Here is a 20,899-nt window from a genome sequence, read left to right as displayed (position 1 = left end):
ACTCCATTAATGCCGTTTAAGACCCCGCGAGGGTTTTATTGATTGTGCGTGCGCCCGCGCCATGCCAACAAAAAAAGCCCCTAAGACTCAACGGCCTTAAGGGCTTTCCTAGTATCAACTTCATCTATTATTTCGCGTAGTTAAACATCGACTGAACGGTTATCCGTCCTGGTACAGCCGGAACAAATTGAACGTCATCCGCCGTTCTCTGCTTGAACTGAACAGTGACCGGAATGCCTGGAATCAGATCGAAGAAGTTATCTGTGAAAATGCCTTCTTCCTCCGCTTGAACCCATACATGCTTAGCCAGATGTTTTGCCGTCAATACAAATGCCGCTCCCCTACTTCCTTCTACGGCCTCAACTGTAATCTCAGGATCAATAAGGTTAAGCTGTCTTGTATAGACAAAATAATGCTCCGAACGAGCCAGCTCCTGGTCTGCCTTCACAATGCGTCCAATCAATACGGTGCGGCTCGGATCGTAAGAGCCCAGCTCATCAGTCGTTAACGATAACGCGACTAAAGCCGTACGAGGCGCCACCGCAAGAGCAACGGAATCCTGCTTCAGCAGCTCCCCGTCAAAGGCATACAAGCTCCACTCAAGCTTACCTTCCACGGACTCCCCAAGATCCGAAACAACGTGGAAGTTAACCGTATTGTCCACTTGGTCGATCGAGAGCAATAGATCCTCGAAGCTATTCTTGATCAGGTATTGTGCTGCCTTCCACCGGCCGTAGTAATCCATGCTTGCCCAGGAAGCAACCGGCCAGCAGTCATTAAGCTGCCAATATAACGATCCCATACAATAGTCCATGCTACGGCGGTGAGCTTCGATAGCCTGCTTCATCGCTTCGGCCTGCAGCACCTGGCTGATATAAAGGAAGGAAGGGAAATCCTTCGGATCCTTCATATAACGGTCCGCATAATCCTTGATCAGGAAGTTGCCTCTGCCATTCTTCTGGTGATGCAGCATTACCTCAGAATCCAGCGCCATATCCTTTTCTTCCGCATATGCACGAACGGTCTTATATTCCGGGAACGACTGGAAGCCGTATTCGCTCATGAAGCGTCCGATATTGTGGTTGTACTGCTCGAATGGCTCCTGCGCATGCCACACAGCCCAATAATGGATATCGCCGTGAGACGAATTGTTCGTCGCATGCTGATCGGCATTGCCTGTTACACTCTGCATAGGGGACGATGGCCAATAAGCGATGTCCGGCGCCATTGCCTCTACAACCTCCGGCAGAAGCTGATGGAACACCGCCTCATAATCTGCCCAGATCCGTTCCCGCTGCTCGCTCGTATATAGCTTTTTCCAGCCCCAGCCGCCATCTTCCACATATTGCGACCAAGCTGTATCAATCTCATTATTTCCGCACCACAACGCGATACTTGGATGATTGCGCAGACGCCGTACGTTATCCTCAGCTTCCGCCTGCACGCTGCTTAAGAAAGCTTCATCTCCGGGATACATACTGCAGGCAAACATAAAGTCCTGCCAGACAAGAATACCGTTCTCGTTACATAGCTCGTAGAAAATATCCTGCTCGTAAATTCCCCCGCCCCATATACGAAGCATATTAAAGTTGGATTCGATTGCGCTGGCAATCTCATGGCGGTAACGCTCAGGTGTTACTTCGGTGAAGAAGCTGTCGTTCGGAATATGGTTAGCGCCCTTCGCAAATACAGGGATACCGTTTACTTCAAAATAAAAAGTCGACCCCTTCTCATCCGGCTTTCGAATGAGTTTAATGGAACGAAGGCCAGTCGTAACCGAGGCAGTCGCCACTGCAGCCTCTCCTTGCGAGAGATCTGAAGTAAACGTATACAAATTAGGATCACCAAGACCACGTGACCACCACAGCTTAGGCTGCTCAATGGTAAGCGGCACAGAAATAACTTGCGCGCCTTGCTCTAACACAACTTGGCTTGTCCACTCCTGGCCAGCCGCATTCAGACGAAGCTCGAAGTCGCCTCCTGCTTCTGATTCAATCTCCAGAAGTGCTGTCACTTTAGCCTCTGCTGCCGAGATCTTATCCTGGCGAATATACAAGTCAGAGATTCTTGCCCCACTCCAGCCTCTTAAATATACAGGCTTGCTAATGCCACTCGTTACAAACCGTGGACCCCAGTCCCAGCCATAATGATAAGGTGCTTTGCGCGAGAATACGCTTACTTTTTTGTCCTCTAAACCACCCGTTACAGAGTCATCATTAGATGCCGGAAGAATCGGGCCATACGCATCCAGCTTAGCTAATCCCTCTTCGATTGGGGAACGGAAGCGAATAAACAGACGGTTACCTTCTTCCCGAACATAAGGCTTAACATCAACTGTCCAAGTCCGGAACATATTATCAGCTGACAGGATCGATACATCATTCAAATAAACGTCGGCATACGTGTCGAGGCCCTCAAACACAAGCTCCAGCTTAGAATGACCAAGCAGTTCAGCCGATACATCAAATATGGACTCATATTCCCATACTTTCTTATCTATCCATTGCAGGTCTTTCTCGTTTGTCCCAACAAACGGATCAGGAATAAGTTCATTCTTGAGCAGGTCCGTATGCACACAGCCAGGCACAAATGCCGGGAGCCACTCTTGCTCTTCCCTATTTTTAAACGTCCAGTTCGAAATTTGCCACTTCAACTCACTCATTAGAATCCTCCTAAATATAAGGCCATTAGCTAGTTCCCTATTATGATTCTTGCTTTTCGTGAAAATAGTGTATTTGAATGTAGTATAACGGAGTATATACACGAATGATACCTCACTTATTTATACTTTTTTCAGGCTTATTTTATAGAAATTCGGGCTTATCCTATAGTGTACTTTTCATGTTTTATACTTTTTTTAGATTTGGTTTACGGAATATTTGAATGCACACGCTACAATGGAAGAGAAATGAGGTGCTATACGAACATGTCAATTCGAAAAAAACTGATTCTGTCCTATGCCGCGATGGTCGCTGTTCCGGTCTTATTGTTTGGCCTGACGTTCGCGCTGCTAGGAAATCTGATTATAAAAGACGCCATGCCGGGAGCCGGCGGCGGTGATAATAAGTCCGAGCATACTTTTCCATTCTCGTCGATTCGTGATCTGTTCATGGGTCGCACCGAGCTGTCATCCGGACTAAAATTCGTGGCGCAGTATGATCCAAAGCTGCTCGCCGACCCCTCTTTTCTTAAAAACACAGAAGCCAAGCTTGAACAGGTGGAGTCAGGTATCATCATTGTTCATAATGAGGAAGCCACCTACACCTCACCCGGATTATCCGCAGCTGCTATTCTGAGCCAAGTGCGCAGCGGCGCGACCCGCCAGGAGACTAATCATCCTGGACCGCCGAATGGCGATGAATGGGAAACGATTCCCTATACAAGCCCTGACGGAACAACCGGTATGCTCATTATCGTGACTGATATGGACCCGGTTGCTACTTTCTTCAAACGGCTGTTCCCACTCGTATTGCTCACTCTTCTGGCGGCGCTTGCTGTCACCAATGGCCTACTGACTTATCTCGTTTCCCGCAGCATCATTAAACCGCTGTACGCCTTGCAAGAGGCAGCCGGCCGGATTCGCGAAGGAGATCTGGATCATGCCGTCAAGCTGCGAAGACAAGATGAGATTGGACAGCTTGGTTCCGCATTCGAAGAAATGCGCGTACGTTTACGGTCATCCATTGGCGCCCAGCTTCAGCTCGAACAGAATCGTAAAGAGCTGCTGGCAAATATCTCTCATGATCTGAAGACACCCATAACGGCTATCCAAGGCTGCACGGAATGTCTTCGCGACGGCATTGCCGATACAGAAGAGAAGCGGCAGAAGTATGTGCAGATGATTGCTGGCAAAACAACCGAGATGAACCGGATGATTGAGGAGCTGCAGCTCTATTCGACCCTCGATACCGGCAAGCTGCCTTTCCACTGGGAAACGGTTGATTTAACCTTATACCTCGACCAGATGGTCAAGGAATTAAGGCATGATCCTCGCCTAAGTGGCGTTCAGGTATCGCTGTCGCTTGGCAGCCTTGGATTCGAGGCTGAATCTATAATGATTCAAGCTGACCGCCAGAAGCTGCACCGGGTCTTGATGAATCTGGTAGATAACAGCCTCCAGCATATGAAGACTGAACCTAAGAGCATTCAATTCGTGCTCGGCCAACAGGCTGGCGGCATGATTGTTCTTGAACTCCATGATAATGGCGAAGGCATTCCAGAAGAGGCTCTGCCCCGCGTGTTCGACCGGTTCTTCCGGGCGGAATCCTCTCGCAGCCCAGGCAAAGGCAACAGCGGACTTGGCTTAGCCATTGTGAAGCAAATTATAGAAGCACATGGCGGGACAGTAGAGGCGGCAAGTCATAACGGCGAAGGAACGACTATTCTGCTTCGATTCCCCCCTGCTACAGAAGGAGGCTTATGATGAAACGAATCTTAATCATTGAAGATGATCCGGTTATTGCCGAGGTACAGAAGGATTATCTTCATGCTTATGGTTTTGATATATCTATTGCAGAGCGTGGTGATCTGGGACTCGAGATGGCCTTGCAGGGCGAGTATAATCTTATCCTTCTTGATCTGATGCTCCCATCGATGGACGGATTTGAAGTATGTCGGCGGATCCGAGAGGCAAGTAATGTCCCCATTCTGATCGTCTCGGCCAAGAAAGAGGAGATTGATAAAATTCGAGGCTTTGGACTTGGAGCCGATGATTATATTTTGAAACCGTTTGGACTAGGTGAATTGGTAGCCCGCGTGAAAGCCCATCTATCAAGGTATGATCGGTTAGTCGGACAAGGAAAATGGCGTAAGGACGAGCTGCAGCTAAGCGGAATCCGCATCGACAAACAGGCCCGGCGGGTGTTTGTGAATGAGCAGGAGGTTTCTTTTACCGCAAAAGAATTTGATCTGCTTCTCTTTCTCGTGACCAATCCGAACCGGGTATTCCGCAAGGAAGATCTGTTCGAGCGGATTTGGGGCATGGACGCTATTGGCAGCGACCATGCGACAGTAACTGTCCATATCAGCAAGCTGCGGGAGAAGATCGAACGCGATCCGTCCAAGCCTCAATACGTCGAGACGATCTGGGGCGTTGGATACCGCTTTAACATTTAAGTCAATGCTTACAAAGTAAGGAGGCTCCTGTTTTGAAAAAAATCACTTTGCAGCAGCGTCGGATTTTATTGCTCCTTCATATTATTTTTGCGGCGATTATGCTGGGTGTGCAAGTTGCCTTTATTATTCTGGGTTTGACTGCAACCATGACAGATGACGCTGACGTACTGCAGTCCTGTTACACGATTATGCATCTGCTGGCGGATACAAGTATACGAGCCTCAACGATCGGGACGACCATAACCGGTATTATGCTGTCGGTGATGACCTCCTGGGGGCTGTTCCTCTATTACTGGATTATTGCCAAGGAAGTGCTTACCCTGCTCGCCATCGGCATCGGCCTCATCGGAATGTACGAATGGACTCTCCGCGGATTGGATCATGGCACCTTAACGGTGCATCATACCTGGCTCTTGATTGGCATCGCATTGCAGACCATTTCGCTTATTGTGATGTATATTCTGTCCGTCTGGAAACCCGGTGGCAAACGCAAAAACCCGGCATCCTTATAAAGGAGACCGGGTTTTTTGACTATTCAGCAATATTCTTATAATAGATCATCGTGGCATCCAAGCCGCCGTCCGCTGATCTCGCAAAATTAGGGATTTTACCTGCTAAAAGGTATCCAACAGAAGTATAGAGCAGGTTCGATGGATCCCCTTCCCTTGTATCCAGCACCAGCAGTGACCGGTTCTCCTTCCGGGCAATCCCTTCTGCCTTCTCCATCAACACTCGGCCAATTCCTCTGCGCCGAAAGTTCGGATGTGTCATCAGCTTGGCTATTTCTGCACGATGAGAGCCGTTAGCTTTGCTGCATAGCTGGAGCTGAACGGTTCCCGCGATATGGCCGTCAACTTTTGCAACTAACAGCACAACATCAGAACTCGGAACATTTCTCCAGTAATTCTCCGCCTCTCCCCTGCTTAATGGCGGCAAAAAACCGATAGATGCTCCATCCTCCACCACTTCAATTAGCAGCTCCGAAAGCTCTTCTATATAGGTTTCTATCAATGATAATTGTTCGATGATAACCGATTGATTCATGTTGATTCCCTCCATCTTGAAGTGTGCTTCAAACTTTATAGCCCTATAATAGAGGCATATGAATCATTTGTATAACGAATAATATCTGTTACTATAATCGAAATTTCCGATGATGAAAGGGCGTTAAATAATGGACTCTTCTCAACTTGAATCATTTATCGCCATCGCTCAAATACTCAACTTCACCAAAGCAGCCGAGCATCTTCATATTTCTCAATCGGCCATTACTTCACGAATCAAAGCCCTGGAGGCTTCTGTCGGCAAAGAATTGTTCGAGCGCGACAACCGTAATGTCAGCTTGACGCAGGCGGGTATTGCCTTCTATCCCTATGCCGAACGGATGCTGCGGCTATCCGAGGAAAGCAAGCTGATGTTGTCCGACATTTTTGAGCATTCGCTTGTCTTAAGCGGTCCAGGGTCAGTCTGGCATTACCGTTACCTTCCTCATATTCTCGCCTTCAAACGAGATTATCCACAGGTGGCGGTCAAGTTTCTAAGCAATATCGATCCCAGTTATATGATTCGTGATCTGCTGCTAGATGGAATTGTCCACCTATCCATCAAGTTTGATCCGCCAGATCAACCGAAGGTGACCAAACAGCTGCTATTTGAGGATGATATCCTCCTTATATCAAAGACGCAGCGCTCATCACCCGTTACAACCTCCGATTTTCTATCGCCAGATTACTGCCATCTTGCATGGGGTGCTCCTTTTCCGGAATGGTTCGCGGATATTGTAGGTACAGGCTATGTCCCTTCGCTGGAAATCGACCATTCGACTATTATGCTGACGATGCTTCTGCAGGGAGCAGGCTTTGGTTTTCTGCCGCGTTCTATCGCACAGTCTTATCTCGACTCACAGACCTTATTCGAGCTGTCTTGTGTGTTCGAGATCCCGTCCATCAAGGCATACGTCCTCTACTTAACGGACCAGCAAGATCACAAGAGCGTCCAGCTTGGCCTCAAGCTGCTTGGACTTTCTTGACACAAGTGTCATATCCTCGCTGCTTTCTTCATATAGTTAATTTGCTGACTCCTTACCCGAATATTAAAAGGAGGATCGCGATGTGAGACACGGGGAGCCGATAACGGCTGGCTATGCCATGATTGTAAGAGAAGATATCCCGACGGGGCTTCGCTATGACGCGCTTGTTGCTGCCTTCGAGCGGCAGATGGGAAGATGGGAACCTGATTTTGGAATCGGAAATCAGGTCACTTGGGAGCAGGTAGACGCTGCTGTCAAACAATTGGAAGGCCCTCATGGACTGATGATTATGTCAGAAGTGAATCAGGGTGAGCTTCTATCGCTTCATGGCGGCATAAAACGCTGCCGGCTGTATCTGGTAGGCAATCCAATCATCGCAGAGCCCATCCTATCCATTGACAGAAGAGCCAGCCTGTATGTTCCGTTCCGCGTCACCCTGTACGATAACGGCAGCCCTCATGGTGCTATTATTTCGTTCGACCGGCCTTCTTCCTTCCTCGGAGCGCTCCATCAGCCAGACCTTGTGCCATATGGACACCTGCTGGATGCCAAGATCTACAGCGTCGTACGCTCGATCCTCATGTAGCTATATGGTCATTTCATGAGAAAAACTCCTATCGGAGTACTTCGAAGATGAGCGACCGCGTTTAAGCGGAAGTTTTTATCGCCAATCGGAATGATTTCCTTTACGCTTTATCGCTTTAAAGAACTTAAACATTCCGATGTGGTAAGAACAAGGAGGACACTGCATGATGCAGTGTCCTCCTTTTGTATGCTGCTATTATCATCCGAATGGCTGCGACAGCTGGGATTGGCGTCCGCGGACGATGAATTCTGCAGGTGATAGGTCGGTATGTTTCTTGAACATCCGGAAGAAGTAGGAAGAATCATAATAGCCCAAGTATTGTGAAATGCCCGCAATGGTCATATCGGATTCTAACAGCAGATTGCAAGCTTCACGCACTCGCAATTGGTGCATGAACTGGATCGGAGGATACCCGAATACTTCTTTGAACAAGGCTGTCGTATAGTTAGGCGAACGATGAATGAGTCCGGCCAGCTGGTCAATCTCAATCGGTTCACGGTAATGCTCAAGCAGATAACGCCTCAGCATCTGCGCGAATTGCATTCTGCCCGGCAATACTTCCGGCTTGTCCAGCTCCCGCGACAAAATGCCAATAAGCTCCTGCGCGATACCAAGGCAGATGAAGGAGCGGAAACGTTCGCTGCTCCGCATCTCTTCATGAAGGCGCTCGAATCGCCGCTTGACGTATTCAAGGTTTGCGAGCCGAAAACGAGTGAACCGCCTGCGGTCCAGAAGTGGAATGCCTGTTGCGACGTTATGGTCGAATGTGAACAAGACGGTATATTTGCGATGCGTGCTTCCTTCATCATTTCCGCCTCGGCGGAGAGTCGATGCCGGGATGTACAGCAGGTCCCCCTGCTCGGCGATCAGGTCTTCCCCATTAATCCGATACCTGACCTTACCTTCCATGACAAGCACAAGAACGTTATACGTAAGCACGGCCTCCGGTGTACCCCACTCGGGAATCCGATCATCGAAATGTACATTGACCAATTGCATCCTGCTATGCCCCTCCGTCCCACAATGAAAAATTCAAAAATAGAAATGTACATCCTTGAATTGAATTGTACATGACGCTCCGCGCAATCGAAACCTATAATATTGCTAAATATCTACCCTATTCCTAATCTTGATTGAAAAAGGAGCGGATAAGTACATGAGAGTGTTATTGCTGGATTTGGATTCGACGAGGCCCGACCATTTGGGCTGCTACGGCTACGGCCGGAACACCTCTCCGAACATCGACCGAATTGCCGCCGTAGGCTTGCGCTTCGACAATTATTACACGTCAGATGCACCTTGCTTCCCGTCCCGCACGGCGCTGATGACCGGCCGATTCGGCATTCACAACGGCGTCGTGGGACATGGAGGAACGGCAGCAGACGTTCGTCATGAAGGAGCAGAGCGACAGTTCCGCGACCGACTGGCGTCCGAGAGCTTCCCAGCGCTTTTCCGGCAGGCGGGCATGAAGACAGCGCTCGTCAGTCCATTTGGCGAACGACACTCTGCGTGGACGTTCTATGCGGGCTTCAACGAGATCCACAACACCGGACAAGGCGGGTCAGAATCCGCTGAAATGGTCACCCCCGTCGTGCTGGATTGGATCGAGCGCAATGCAGCGGAAGACAATTGGATGCTCTACGTCAACTATTGGGATCCGCATACGCCATATCGAGCACCGGCGTCCTTCGGCAATCCATTCGAGCATGACCCGCTGCCAGCATGGATTAACGAAGAAGTGCTGGACGGGCATATGCGCAAGGTGGGACCGCATAGCGCGAGTGAAATCAACATGTACGATAGCAAGACATCGCCTGACTATCCTCGCCATCCCGGGGAGATTCGATCGATGGACGGCTTGCGTACCATGATCGACGGATACGACTGCGGTATTCGTTACATGGACGAAAATATTGGCTCGATTTTTAACCTCCTGGAGCAAAAAGGAGTAATGGAGGATCTGGTCATCATCATCACGGCTGATCATGGCGAGAACATGGGCGAGCTTGGCATCTATGGCGAGCATGGAACGGCGGATCAGGGAACCTGTCGCATCCCGATGATTATTCGTTGGCCGGGCATGCAGCAAGGAACGGTTGACCAAGGTCTGCATTATCATCTTGATCTTCCGCCTACAATAGCTGAGCTGCTTGATCGTGCTCCGGCGCCAAGCTGGGACGGAAGCAGCTACGCAAGTGTACTGAAGACCGGCGAAGAAAGCGGCAGGGATTATCTCGTTGTCTCACAATGTGCCCATGTCTGCCAGCGCAGCGTACGTTTCGGAGACTGGCTTTACATCCGCACTTATCACGACGGATATCATTTGTTTGATAAGGAGATGCTGTTCCATTTGGCGGAAGATCCGCATGAGCAGAATAACTTAGCGAAGGATCGGCCAGACCTTTGCCGAGAGGCTGTTTACCTGTTGAATGAGTGGCATGACAACATGATGGCAACGATGCCGCATGACGTCGATCCCCTCTGGACAGTCATTAAGGAAGGAGGTCCTTACCATGCCAAAGGCTTCCTGCCCCAGTACACCAAGCGGCTTCAGGAAACAGGACGCGGAGATGCCGTGGAGGAATTAATCCGCCGCCATCCCCGAGAAATGGCGAAGCAGACACGTTCGTAGCTTGGCTGTTGAGATATTAAACAGGGATGCCGCGGGCGGCATCCCTGTTTGTTTTCCCAAGCTTAGTGGTTCTGAGGTAAGTAAAAGGAATATTTGTCCACTAAATAGAATTACAATAATAAAAAGGTAATTCAGAAAGAAAGCGGTGTAATGAGCATGGCTGGAATATTTGGCGTGTCTGGTCTATCCTTCTTACTTGTTACGTTCTTCACACCATTACTCATTTGGGGGCTGCGTGTTCTTAAGCTAACGCAACCGATCCGCACGGAGCTGCCTCCTGATCATCAAGCCAAACGGGGCACACCGCTGATGGCTGGCCTGATCTTACTTATCGGCGTAGGAACGTCTCTACAGTTTCATCCCGCCCCATTAATGACGTTATTGTGCGTTACCTTCCTGCTATTCAGCTCAATTGGTTTTATGGATGATTTTAAAAAGGCAGCATGGCAGGATCCATCTGGTATTTCCGGTCGGACCAAGCTGGTGCTGCAATTCGCCTTTACTGGTGTGCTGCTGTTCACCTTGTTCCATTCTTTCTCCCTAACGAGTGATATTACGTTGTTCCAAGGGTTTCAACTACACCTGCCCGTTTACGTGTACATCGTCATCATGCTCCTATTTGTAGTTGGTTCAGCTAACGCTATTAATTTCACAGATGGTCTGGACGGGCTGTTAATTAACGTTGCAATCCCCACTTATTTTTTCTTCTTCCTGATTACAGACAAGCCTGAAGTACAAACCTTTTCGCTTGTTATGATTGGCTGTCTACTTGGTTTATTTCTCTATAATATTTATCCCGCCAGGGCATTTATGGGCGATACCGGATCGCTGGCCATCGGGGGCTCGCTTTCCATTCTAGCCGTAATTGAAAAGGTTGAGATTCTAATCCCCATCCTGTTTTCCGTCTATCTGGCTGAACAATTTTCTGTCATGCTGCAGGTCTGGTACTATAAGCGCACCAAATTACGCCTATTCAAAATGGCTCCGATTCATTATCATTTCAGTCTAAAATATGGCTGGAGCGAAAATAAAATCGTCATGGTATTTGGATTCATTTCATGGGTATCTGTTCTTATCTGCTGGTTGTTGTGGAAACTCGTGCTATGATCGGAAGTCATATAACTAAAGAAGGAGGGAACTGCATCATGTGCAGTCCCTCCTTCTATTCGTTACAACTGAAAAGAAAGTGTGCTTCCAGTTCCATACTCAATCGTATCGAACAAGACGCGAGTAATACTTCCTGGTGTACTACTTCCAACAACGATCAGCAGTGGTACAAAGCTCTGCCCGCGGCACCGCACGTGCCGCATGTGGCGCCAAGGTTTCGTAATGGCTAAGCGCTTCAATGTCTTTTGCCAGTACCTTATCCTCCTGTCTTATAAGCTTCCGATCGCTCTTTTAGAAACGGCCAATTGCCACAAATACGGCTAGTGCCAGCAAAATAATATTGATACCGATACCGCTGTATTCTGCTCTTCTGGCATGGAATACCGCAGCCATCAGCATGATAACCGCAATCCCAATCGCTGCGATTGGTGTAAGAACGGGTGCGATGTCGGTTGCCCAAGGCAGAATTAATCCAAGACCACCCAGCAGCTCCGATACGCCAACAAAAGAAACAAAGCCCTTCGACGCATCCTTTGCCCATGGCATGGTTGTTTTTACTTTCTCATACTGGAATGACTTCATCATACCAGCTAATATAAACATGAAAGCGAGTAGTCCTTGTACGATCCACAGTGCTATATTCATCTGTTTACCCTCCTTGATTCCCTATTCGTTATAGCGCTATAATAAGCCCAAGGGTTAGATCATGGAAGTAGGCACATGAAATAAACCTAGTATCCAAAAAGATACCTTAGGCCCTGTCTGGGATTGGAGGAATTAGAGTGGCTGATAACTGCAAGGTTGAGACCGCACTAGAGCTATTGGTCGGAAAGTGGAAGCCGGTCATTTTATATCAACTTTTCTCAAATGGTACGATGCGATTCAGCGAGCTTCAAAGGGCGCTGCCGGATATTACGAAAAAAATGCTGACGTCCCAATTACGGGAATTGGAGTATCATGATATTGTTCATCGGAAAATATATATGCAGATCCCTCCAAAGGTCGAATATTCCATTACGGATTATGGCAAGAACATGACCCCTCTCCTGCAAGCGATGAATGATTGGGGTATCGCTCATTTACAGCATTTGAACGAGTTGTATGGGGATGACCGCGATACATCACAAACCACAACAAAAAACGTGTAAATAAAAAATCCCCACATGTATGGGGATTTTCTTTATTCCTTAACCTATTTAAGCAACGTTCGCCTTCTGGCTGCAGGAGACTTTTCTAGCTCTCGGCCGATGATGCATCATATAGTAGCCTACCGCGCAGATGACCGCGATGAAACCCGCTACCAAATACATCATCCGGTAGTCCGTGAAGGAAGCAATCATCCCCATGAAATACGAGCCGAGCCCGTAGCCAAGGTCGAACATCAGGAAAAAGGTTCCGTTCGCACTGCCCCGCCGGTGCTCGGGAGACAGCTTAATCGCGAGCGTCTGGAAGCAGGGCAGCAGCGCGCCATAACCTATCCCCATAATAACTCCTGCAAACAGTACCATCGCTGCTGAATGTGCCTGGCTGAGCAGGAACATGCCGACCGCAAACAACCCAATGCCCGGATAATACAAGTAATGCTCCTTGTACCGGTCGAATACTTTGCCGATGACCGGACGGAAGGCAACAATCATGACGGCAAACACCATAAAGAAGGTACCTGTCACTTGAGACTGATGAATCTCATCGGTGAACGAAGCCATAAAGCTGGATAAAGAACTATAGGCAAAAGAAAGAATAAAACCAACCAGCGAGATTGGTAGTGCTGCTGGTTCAACAAGGTTGCTCCAGCTCCAGCCTTTCTTGGCAGGCTCCGATACAGTTTCTGCTGCTGGTGCAGCTTGAATGGCAGCGGCTTCCGCCAGGTTCTTGCCTTTCTCCCGCGGCATCCTCAGTCCAATTGCAAAGACCAAGGACAACGCGGCAATGATACAAATCGCGATCAGCAGGACGTTAATGTTCTTATCCTTCCAGAGGAAAAGCCCTAGTGCGGGCCCTACAACCATCGCAATGCTCATAAACATCGTGTAGTAACCCATCCCTTCCCCTTGCCGGGAGCTGGGAACAATCTGTGCCGCAACCGTGCTCATCGCTGTCGAGGCAATCGCATAGCTCATACCGTGGATAAAGCGGACAACCAGGAATAGCACAATGCCTTTTGTCCCGAAATAACAAATACAAGCGAGCAGGAAGATAATCATCCCGATAATCGCCATTTTTCTTTTGCCGAAGCGGTCAACCCACTGGCCTGAGAACGGCCTAATCAGAACACCGCCAATAACATAAATTGTAATGACGAGACCCATCTGCTGCTGATTACCATTTAAATTATCTCGTATATACAGCGGAAAAGCCGTCGTTAGGACATAAAAGGTCAGGAACATGAAAAAACTGCTCACACAAATGACAATAAAGTTTCTCGTCCAGATTCTCTCTCTAAGCAAGATTAACGCTCTCCAATCCCTATTGTATCCTTCTATATGTTGACTCATTATAAAATTAGAAACTTATAAAGTATAATACTAATTTTATAATGAAATCATCACATTCAAGTTATATAGGAGAGGACGAGCTCTATGGAATTCCTTCAATTAAAATACTTTCAAACCGTTGCACGGTTAGAACATATCACGCAAGCAGCCAAAGAGCTGAACGTTTCACAACCGTCACTCAGCAACTCCATCTCTCGGCTCGAGAAGCGACTTGGCGTTCCACTCTTCGAGCGGCATGGCAGACATGTGAAGCTGAATGCTTTTGGCAAAACGTATCTGCGCCGCATCGAACGTGCCTTTCTCGAATTAGAAGAAGGTGAGCGGGAAATTATCGATATGGCCGGACTGGAGCATGGCGTCGTCTCGATCTCGATTACGCTGCCCTATGTGCTGCCTACTCTGCTGAAGGAATTTCTGACTGCACATCCCCATGTCCGGATCATTCAGCGGCAGTTGGGCTCCGCCCATGAGATTAGAAGCGAGCTGGAGAATGCCGATATCGATTTCTGCATCTCCTCCACTGCCATAACCGGACCGGATATCGAGTGGCAGACCCTTGCCCAAGAAGAACTATGTCTGACGGTTCCGAAGGGACATCGCTTCGCATCAAGAGAAAGTATTGCCCTCAGCGAAGCAGCGAATGAGCCGTTTATCGCTTTATCGTCGCGGTCTAACTTTAGGAAGATTACCGATGAGTTCTGCCGTAAGGCCGGTTTCGAGCCACATATTGCATTCGAGCTGGAGGAAGCAAGTTCTGTCCAGACCCTTGTCGAGATGGGTCTTGGTCTAACCTTTGCCCTCCCCCTTTCACTTGGCAAACGAGCCTCCAATCCGGATACCGTCCAGCTGAAAATAACGGATCCAGTCTGCCGGCGTACCTTCGGCATCGCCTGGAACAAGAAGCATTACCTTTCCCAAGCTGCCCTTCGTTTCCGTGAATTCGCTGTCGCGTTTTTCGGGAAGCTGTAGCCGAACAATAAAGACCCTCGATCTCATAGAGGTCGAGGGTCTTTATCACTTATTCATGCGAAGCTTGTACAGACAACGGATCGACTCCAGGATCTTCGCTTTGGGCTGCAGCTTGCAGGCGGGACATATAATGTGTCCAGCCTTTGACATGTGGGGCAACCTCATCTTCCGGCAGTTCGTAATGGGTTAACACGAGCAGCGTGCCATTATCTTGAGGAGTGAGCTTAAATTCAAACGTACTCGATCCGGGAGGAACCATTTTCGACTGCTCCCATCCCCATGACATAACGATTTTCTCATTCGGAATAATTTCCTTATACTCCCCCATCGCAATGTTAGTGCCGTTCAAATCAATCCGAAATTTGCCGCCAATACTTGGATCGAGTAATACTTGGCGTCCCATCCATCGTACTAATTTGGCAGGGTCGGTGAAAAAGGTGAATAACGTCTCCGGGCGGCATTCAATAAAAACTTCCTTCTTGATCGTGTTATTGCTCGTGTTCACGTTCATATTGTCTCCTCTCTTCCTCTTCGGCTGCTTCTTTAAGGCGCAGCAAGCTGTCATCCCAGAAGCTCTCCAAATATTGCATTAACTCCGCGAACCCTTCTCTCCTGAGGCCATAATATCTTTTGGTGCCGGCACGCCTAACTACGACAAGTCCCGCTTCTTCCAGAACTTTAAGATGCTGCGATATAGCTGGTGCTGAAACGTCAAACTGCGACGCTATGGCGCTGGAGGTCAGCTCCTTGTCACGGACGAGATTCAGAATATCTCGGCGCCTTGGTTCCGTAATGGCTTGAATGGCTTTATTTATCATGACATTAATTTAGCATACACTTAATTAAGTGTCAACTTAAGTAATAACAACTGCATGAGAACACGGTAATTACAGTGGATTCTATCCAGTAGAAAAGGCGGACAGGAGCATTAGAGGAACGCTGCGTTGGATTTGATGCAATGAAAAATCCCATTCTAAGCGTCTACATCGTCTTGAAGTGAATTCTACTGTATGGAATACAACCTAGGCTCATCATTCTCTCCACCGGCTTCACTTTTACTGTACAAAATCCAACACAGCTCGAAATTAGTGAGCCAGCTCCCCTCAGCAAGCTTGGCACAACTACGTGAAGACAACTAAGAGGCTGCCCTAGCTTGGGACAACCTCTTCTTTCGAGCAAGCTTGCAGTTTTGGGAACCAAATTACCGCTTGTACAGCAAAAAACCAGCTTATTGGAGAGTCGGTTTAGAAGGTAAGCGAATACATTATCGTATATGCCATGCACAAGGGAAGGGGCGGTCCCCGTGAACATTGCAGTTGCTGTCATCCATGGAATCGGTCAAACCCGTGAAGATTTCTATGTTGATTTGGCGAAAGACCTGCAAACGCAAATGGCTGCGATCAATCCGCACGTAAAGCTGTATATAGAGGGCATTTACTGGGGAGATATTGTGAACCGGCTGGAAACAAAGCTATGGAGCCGGATTCAAGGGAACAAGCTTCGTTGGAAGAGATTAATTAAACTGCGCACCTTTTTCATCAATCAAGCAGGTGAGGCAATAGCCTATCAAGCCATCCCTCGGGAGAATGATCCTGCTCCCCAGGATTATATTTACGATGAGATTCATGGGCGATTCGCTGAATGTCTAAAGCGTTTGTCTGATCAAGCCGGACAAGACGCACCCTTATGTATTATTTCTCACAGCCTGGGATCCGTTATTGCCAGCAACTTTTTCTACGATCTGCAGAATGATAAGCTGACACCCAACGTTCTCCCCATTATGGAGGCCAGTGAGTCTAAACTTGTGCGAGGCGAAACACTAACTCACTTTTATACGATGGGCAGCCCCCTTGCTGTATGGGCTTTGCGCTTCAAGGACCTTGGAGTACCTATTGCGGTGCCCGCTCCGCAGCTCCAAGGCCGAGTTGCAGGAGAGTGGGTTAACTTCTATGATGCCGACGATGTTATTGCTTATCCGATCAAACTCTTAAATAATCGATATGATAAAGTCGTGACCGAGGATATGGAAGTGAAATGCCCAGGCTTACTCAGCTGGACCCCATTCTCCCATCGCAAGTATTTCCAAACCAAAGCAGCAAGGGACCGCATTGTGATGGCGCTGAGTGCTTTACAGCATATAGAGAAAGCCCAACCTTAACAAGGCTGGGCTTTCTCTATATGCTGCATGTTACCTCTATTATTAAAGCTTAAACTTACCTACTGCTGCTTCCAAGCCTACGCTTCTGCTCTTCAGCTGATCCGTTGTATCGGCAATTCGCTTCGCTGCTTCCAGCTGATGTCTAGACATCTGTTCAAGGGAAGTCGAGCTGTCTGCTGTTGTTCGAGAAATCTGAGCAATCTGCTCTACCGAAGCAGCCACCTCCTCGGAACCGGCCAATACCTCTTCCGCAGCCGCGGAAATCTCCCGAATCTGACTGTTCACGAGTACAAACTGATCCATTGTCCGATTAAACAAAGCTTCCACTTTGCCGGACAACTCCGTTCCCCTCTCCATCTCAACGCTTCCTGCCTGCATTCTTTCCCCGATATGGATAGATTCCTGCCCAATCTGTTCAAGCAGTGAAGTAACCTGTGAAGCCGAGATGGACGACGCTTCCGCTAGCTTACGAACTTCACCCGCTACAATAGCAAACCCTGCTCCATGCTCGCCAGCGCGGGCTGCTTCTATAGAAGCATTTAGTGCCAGCAGCTTCGTTTGGTCGGAGATGCTTGTAATTGACTGCAGGACCGGCTCAATCTGCTGCATGTAAGTATGAAGCATTTCTACCGAATCTGCGGTTTGCTTGGCAACCGAAGACATAAGTGATACCTGCTCCCTCAAACCATGAATCGAATCTCTTCCTTGCTCAGCAGACTCCAAGGCTTCATGGGAAACGCTGGACACTTGCATGGAAGCCTCCGATACCCGCTGTATAGCTTGTGTGATATCTTCCATGGAGCTTGCACTTTCCTCTGCTCCAAGCCGTTGATGCCTCGCACCATCCGCCATTATAGATACCGAATGCCCAAGCTGCTCATTTAGGGCAACCATCTGAGCGGCTTCCGTGCCAAACTGCTCCGTGGAGTGCACAATGCTTTGGGTCGTGACAACCATATCGCGGACAACACCCTCCAGCGTTACACCTAGACGTTCACTCATCTGAATCATCGCTGAATAAGCTTGTCCAATCTCATCCTTTGACTTCACTTTAGCTCCGCCAAGATGCTGTTTTGCTTCCGCGAAATTCCCTAGTGCTATCGCCTCGGCACCTTTTACAATAACGCCTAGAGGTCTCAATGTCCGTGCCAGGAAAAAGGCAATGAACAGAAAGACGACAAGAGTGAGTACCCCCATGATGATAAAGAGCGGCATGCTATCCTGAATGACTTCCTTATAGATCGTCTTGGACACCGATACATCGGTATCGATCCCAATCACGCCAATAACGGCACCGCCAGAATCATGTAAAGGCGCATACGCCGAAATATAATCACCGTAATCTTCATTATGTATAATGCCGGACTTTGCTGACTGTCCTTCTAATAACGCTTCTATCGCATTTTTTGGTATATCCGTCACTTCACCAATAGGAGAAGCGGAATCCGAATCCTTCGGCTGACCGTCGATCAGTAGAATTGGCTCCCCTTTATCATTAATCTGCACGGAATAGACGTACATCGCTCCAATACGCTCACGATATTGATTCATCTGATCCCGAATCTTCCAATAAAGTTCGGATTCCTTCTGATCCTTCAAAAAATCAGCATAAGCGCTTACATCAAACTGACCAGCAAAAGCCTCCGCCATATGAATATTAAAGCTGCCTATCGCCTCTTCACTAGCCTTCTTGGTGTTCTGAACCTGGATGTAGATTAAGGCAGACGATAGGATGATCAGGATGGCCAATATAATAATGGATAACTTTAATACTAACCGACTCCGAAAAACAAACATGATGTCTTTACCCCTTCGACTATTTTTTGAAATGTCTTCCTACAAATTTCCCTAATTTTCCTTAAATTTCGACATCCCCCTTCCAATCTCCTCCATCCGAACAAAAACAAAACCCTTAGCCATTAGGCAATGGGTTTTCAACTAAATATCCAACATTATCTTTGGTTACCAAGTAATAATTACTGATATTTTAAACTCTAATTATTTTAATTACATAGGAATTAATTACCACGAAAACACTGTAATTAAAAGGTCATTATGTATTTTATTAAATGTTATACCATCGGTGCGGTCATCAGGAGAAAGCCGAATACGATCTTGAACCGAACAGACTGCCAGAACAGCATCTCACTCCACCTTCACGCCAAAGTGTGAAAATCCAACCCTAGCATACCTGAGACATATGAAAGCGGCAACAAAATAGTTTATATTACAAAACACCTTGCCCTTGCCAGCTACTTCCGGCAGAGAACAAGGTGTTTCACTTGAAAATTTACTTAATCTCAAATGCGAGATGAATAGCTGGAATACGAGAGCCCGGATGATCCTTCTCATACGTTAATTGAGGTGCAAGATAAATATCCGGTGTTTTTTTTACACCTCTATAAATCCCTGGATACAGATCGATTATATGCTGGCCCTTTTCCCCTGAGGCGATGAAGGTGAACTTGACCGTCCCCTGACTGTTAAAGCCGCACATATAACCTACATATTGATTATCGTAAGTCATGTAGTAGGCGTTATCAAACTCCGTCCAGCCTACACCTTTAATTTCCAGTGTCACTTCCGTTCCAGCAGGACCAGAAGCCGGTGTCATACTAACGATGGAAGGGTCAATTCGAAGATAAGCTTGTCCATAAATTTCACCATCAACGATCAAATCTATGCGATGTGGAATTCCTCCCAGATCATCAGGCACTTGGAATGGATAGTCCAGCTTCCCATGATCATCGCTTAAAGCATTACCCAACGGTACCTGCTTCTCAGCGAATCCTGAACCCGATACACGGCTGCCTTCCATTGTATTCCATACCAGCTTTACTTCTTTGCCAGCAGGCAAGCCTTCAGCATGAAGAGCTACATCCTCGCCTACAATACCCGCCTCTTTATCGAGCACAGCCGTCACTCCAGGCTTGAATTTCAGCTCCGGCATTACAACTCCGCCATTGGCAGCAGATGCCGGTGCCTCTTCAACTACATTGGACAGGCTGGCTTTTTCATTCGTTACTTCGAACGAAAAAGTCGGAACTGGCAAATAGGAGTTTGGTGCTTGCTGATGATTGAGATAGGGAATTCCTAAATAGCCATGCCAAACCGTGAGAGTATGGCTGCCAACCGGACCTGCAGCACGGAACTTGGCTGTCGCAGTACCATTTGTAGCAACCGCCGAGATCAGTCCCGTCAGCTTGTTGTCGTATGTAACCTGCCAATTGCTTTCCATTGGCACCCATCCGATGCCTTCAGCTTGAATCGTAATTTCCGTTCCGATTGGGCCGGATTCAGGCGACATCTTAAACGTCGTATCGACAAAGAAGTTATTTTGCGCTACATGCTTATAATTTTGCCTAATATACACCGTATGGTCACCGCCAAAGCCTTCAGGAACCTGGAACGATCCTTTCCATTCCCCGTTAGCATCTGCCCAGCCCTGCAAAGCGATTACTTCCTTCTCTGTATATTCCGGCTGAACAAACGTATAAATACCATCCAGCTTGTAGCTGCCATCAACCGTCATCCACATGACTTTAACCGCTTTGTTAGGTGTAAGTCCTGAAGCGGTAAAGTGTATCTCCGAACGAACCTCACCATGACTTTCTTCCAAGGTCAGCTTGCCGGCTTGGACAGGAAAAGAGGTTTCCGTGCTTGCTGCTGATGTTGGTGAAGAAGAAACAAATAGAAAACCGCTTGTCATAATACTAGCTATAAATAGTAACTTAATAGAAACAATAAAGTTCCTCATGATTCAATCATTCTCCATTCTGATTCTATCGTTCAACATAAATACAGCTTC

19 protein-coding genes are annotated in these 20,899 nt (G+C 47.9%); 10 read left to right on the top strand and 9 right to left on the bottom strand.

Annotated features, from left to right (window positions below; translation table 11 throughout):
- Nucleotides 1–127 precede the first annotated feature (127 nt).
- A complete protein-coding gene (locus AC0YNT_RS11035) occupies nucleotides 128–2,662 on the bottom strand; it encodes a beta-mannosidase (RefSeq protein WP_475804607.1) in 2,535 nt (844 codons plus the stop codon).
- Between the two features lie 264 nt (nucleotides 2,663–2,926).
- Between AC0YNT_RS11035 and AC0YNT_RS11030 the strand changes: the two genes are divergently transcribed.
- The 3 genes from AC0YNT_RS11030 to AC0YNT_RS11020 are packed head-to-tail and all read left to right on the top strand — an operon-like array spanning nucleotide 2,927 to nucleotide 5,627.
- Nucleotides 2,927–4,423 carry a sensor histidine kinase gene (locus tag AC0YNT_RS11030; RefSeq protein ID WP_475804606.1) on the top strand — a complete coding sequence of 499 codons (1,497 nt, stop codon included), beginning with the start codon at nucleotides 2,927–2,929 and terminating at the stop codon, nucleotides 4,421–4,423.
- Complete coding sequence (locus tag AC0YNT_RS11025; protein WP_475804941.1) at nucleotides 4,423–5,115, top strand: response regulator transcription factor; 693 nt, start codon at nucleotides 4,423–4,425, stop codon at nucleotides 5,113–5,115. The genes AC0YNT_RS11030 and AC0YNT_RS11025 overlap by 1 nt, the downstream gene beginning before the upstream one ends.
- 32 nt (nucleotides 5,116–5,147) lie before the next feature.
- On the top strand, nucleotides 5,148–5,627 hold the full coding sequence (locus tag AC0YNT_RS11020; protein ID WP_475804605.1) for a hypothetical protein: 480 nt from the start codon (nucleotides 5,148–5,150) through the stop codon (nucleotides 5,625–5,627).
- 19 nt (nucleotides 5,628–5,646) lie between these two features.
- Here AC0YNT_RS11020 and AC0YNT_RS11015 read toward each other — a convergent pair whose 3' ends face one another.
- Nucleotides 5,647–6,159: an N-acetyltransferase family protein gene (locus tag AC0YNT_RS11015; protein WP_475804604.1), complete on the bottom strand. Its 513-nt coding sequence runs from the start codon at nucleotides 6,157–6,159 to the stop codon at nucleotides 5,647–5,649.
- A 130-nt stretch (nucleotides 6,160–6,289) separates the two neighbouring features.
- On the opposite strand from AC0YNT_RS11015, the gene AC0YNT_RS11010 reads away from it, so the two are divergent.
- Together AC0YNT_RS11010 and AC0YNT_RS11005 are read left to right on the top strand one after the other, a co-directional pair.
- Nucleotides 6,290–7,144: a LysR family transcriptional regulator gene (locus AC0YNT_RS11010; RefSeq protein ID WP_475804603.1), complete on the top strand. Its 855-nt coding sequence runs from the start codon at nucleotides 6,290–6,292 to the stop codon at nucleotides 7,142–7,144.
- Nucleotides 7,145–7,226: 82 nt separating this feature from the next.
- Nucleotides 7,227–7,730: a DUF302 domain-containing protein gene (locus AC0YNT_RS11005; RefSeq protein ID WP_475804602.1), complete on the top strand. Its 504-nt coding sequence runs from the start codon at nucleotides 7,227–7,229 to the stop codon at nucleotides 7,728–7,730.
- 198 nt (nucleotides 7,731–7,928) lie between these two features.
- Here AC0YNT_RS11005 and AC0YNT_RS11000 read toward each other — a convergent pair whose 3' ends face one another.
- A complete protein-coding gene (locus AC0YNT_RS11000) occupies nucleotides 7,929–8,729 on the bottom strand; it encodes a helix-turn-helix domain-containing protein (RefSeq protein WP_475804601.1) in 801 nt (266 codons plus the stop codon).
- Nucleotides 8,730–8,886: 157 nt separating this feature from the next.
- Between AC0YNT_RS11000 and AC0YNT_RS10995 the strand changes: the two genes are divergently transcribed.
- Together AC0YNT_RS10995 and mraY are read left to right on the top strand one after the other, a co-directional pair.
- Nucleotides 8,887–10,362: a sulfatase family protein gene (locus AC0YNT_RS10995; protein WP_475804600.1), complete on the top strand. Its 1,476-nt coding sequence runs from the start codon at nucleotides 8,887–8,889 to the stop codon at nucleotides 10,360–10,362.
- A 156-nt stretch (nucleotides 10,363–10,518) separates the two neighbouring features.
- Nucleotides 10,519–11,469: a phospho-N-acetylmuramoyl-pentapeptide-transferase gene (gene mraY / locus AC0YNT_RS10990; protein ID WP_475804599.1), complete on the top strand. Its 951-nt coding sequence runs from the start codon at nucleotides 10,519–10,521 to the stop codon at nucleotides 11,467–11,469.
- 291 nt (nucleotides 11,470–11,760) lie between these two features.
- On the opposite strand, the gene AC0YNT_RS10985 is transcribed toward mraY, so the two are convergent.
- A complete protein-coding gene (locus AC0YNT_RS10985) occupies nucleotides 11,761–12,114 on the bottom strand; it encodes a DoxX family protein (protein ID WP_475804598.1) in 354 nt (117 codons plus the stop codon).
- 137 nt (nucleotides 12,115–12,251) lie between these two features.
- Here AC0YNT_RS10985 and AC0YNT_RS10980 point away from each other — a divergent pair, with 137 nt between their 5' ends.
- Nucleotides 12,252–12,617: a winged helix-turn-helix transcriptional regulator gene (locus AC0YNT_RS10980; RefSeq protein ID WP_475804597.1), complete on the top strand. Its 366-nt coding sequence runs from the start codon at nucleotides 12,252–12,254 to the stop codon at nucleotides 12,615–12,617.
- 48 nt (nucleotides 12,618–12,665) lie between these two features.
- Here the strand turns inward: AC0YNT_RS10980 and AC0YNT_RS10975 are convergent, their stop codons facing one another.
- A complete protein-coding gene (locus tag AC0YNT_RS10975; protein ID WP_475804596.1) occupies nucleotides 12,666–13,916 on the bottom strand; it encodes an MFS transporter in 1,251 nt (416 codons plus the stop codon).
- A gap of 132 nt (nucleotides 13,917–14,048) precedes the next feature.
- Between AC0YNT_RS10975 and AC0YNT_RS10970 the strand changes: the two genes are divergently transcribed.
- A complete protein-coding gene (locus AC0YNT_RS10970) occupies nucleotides 14,049–14,933 on the top strand; it encodes a LysR family transcriptional regulator (RefSeq protein WP_475804595.1) in 885 nt (294 codons plus the stop codon).
- Between the two features lie 49 nt (nucleotides 14,934–14,982).
- Here AC0YNT_RS10970 and AC0YNT_RS10965 read toward each other — a convergent pair whose 3' ends face one another.
- Entirely contained in the window at nucleotides 14,983–15,438 is a 456-nt protein-coding gene (locus AC0YNT_RS10965; RefSeq protein ID WP_475804594.1) for an SRPBCC family protein, read from the bottom strand.
- A complete protein-coding gene (locus AC0YNT_RS10960) occupies nucleotides 15,422–15,751 on the bottom strand; it encodes an ArsR/SmtB family transcription factor (protein WP_475804593.1) in 330 nt (109 codons plus the stop codon). The genes AC0YNT_RS10965 and AC0YNT_RS10960 overlap by 17 nt, the downstream gene beginning before the upstream one ends.
- A 485-nt stretch (nucleotides 15,752–16,236) precedes the next feature.
- Between AC0YNT_RS10960 and AC0YNT_RS10955 the strand changes: the two genes are divergently transcribed.
- Complete coding sequence (locus AC0YNT_RS10955) at nucleotides 16,237–17,091, top strand: chemotaxis protein (protein ID WP_475804592.1); 855 nt, start codon at nucleotides 16,237–16,239, stop codon at nucleotides 17,089–17,091.
- Between the two features lie 42 nt (nucleotides 17,092–17,133).
- Here the strand turns inward: AC0YNT_RS10955 and AC0YNT_RS10950 are convergent, their stop codons facing one another.
- Together AC0YNT_RS10950 and AC0YNT_RS10945 are read right to left on the bottom strand one after the other, a co-directional pair.
- On the bottom strand, nucleotides 17,134–18,888 hold the full coding sequence (locus AC0YNT_RS10950; RefSeq protein ID WP_475804591.1) for a methyl-accepting chemotaxis protein: 1,755 nt from the start codon (nucleotides 18,886–18,888) through the stop codon (nucleotides 17,134–17,136).
- 493 nt (nucleotides 18,889–19,381) lie between these two features.
- Nucleotides 19,382–20,848, bottom strand: coding sequence for a hypothetical protein (locus AC0YNT_RS10945; RefSeq protein WP_475804590.1), 1,467 nt, complete (start codon nucleotides 20,846–20,848; stop codon nucleotides 19,382–19,384).
- Nucleotides 20,849–20,899 lie beyond the last annotated feature (51 nt).

The sequence above is a fragment of the Paenibacillus sp. J22R56 genome (assembly GCF_056269375.1).
Note: the sequence above shows the minus strand (reverse complement) of the source record. Positions and strands in the feature narration are given on the sequence as shown.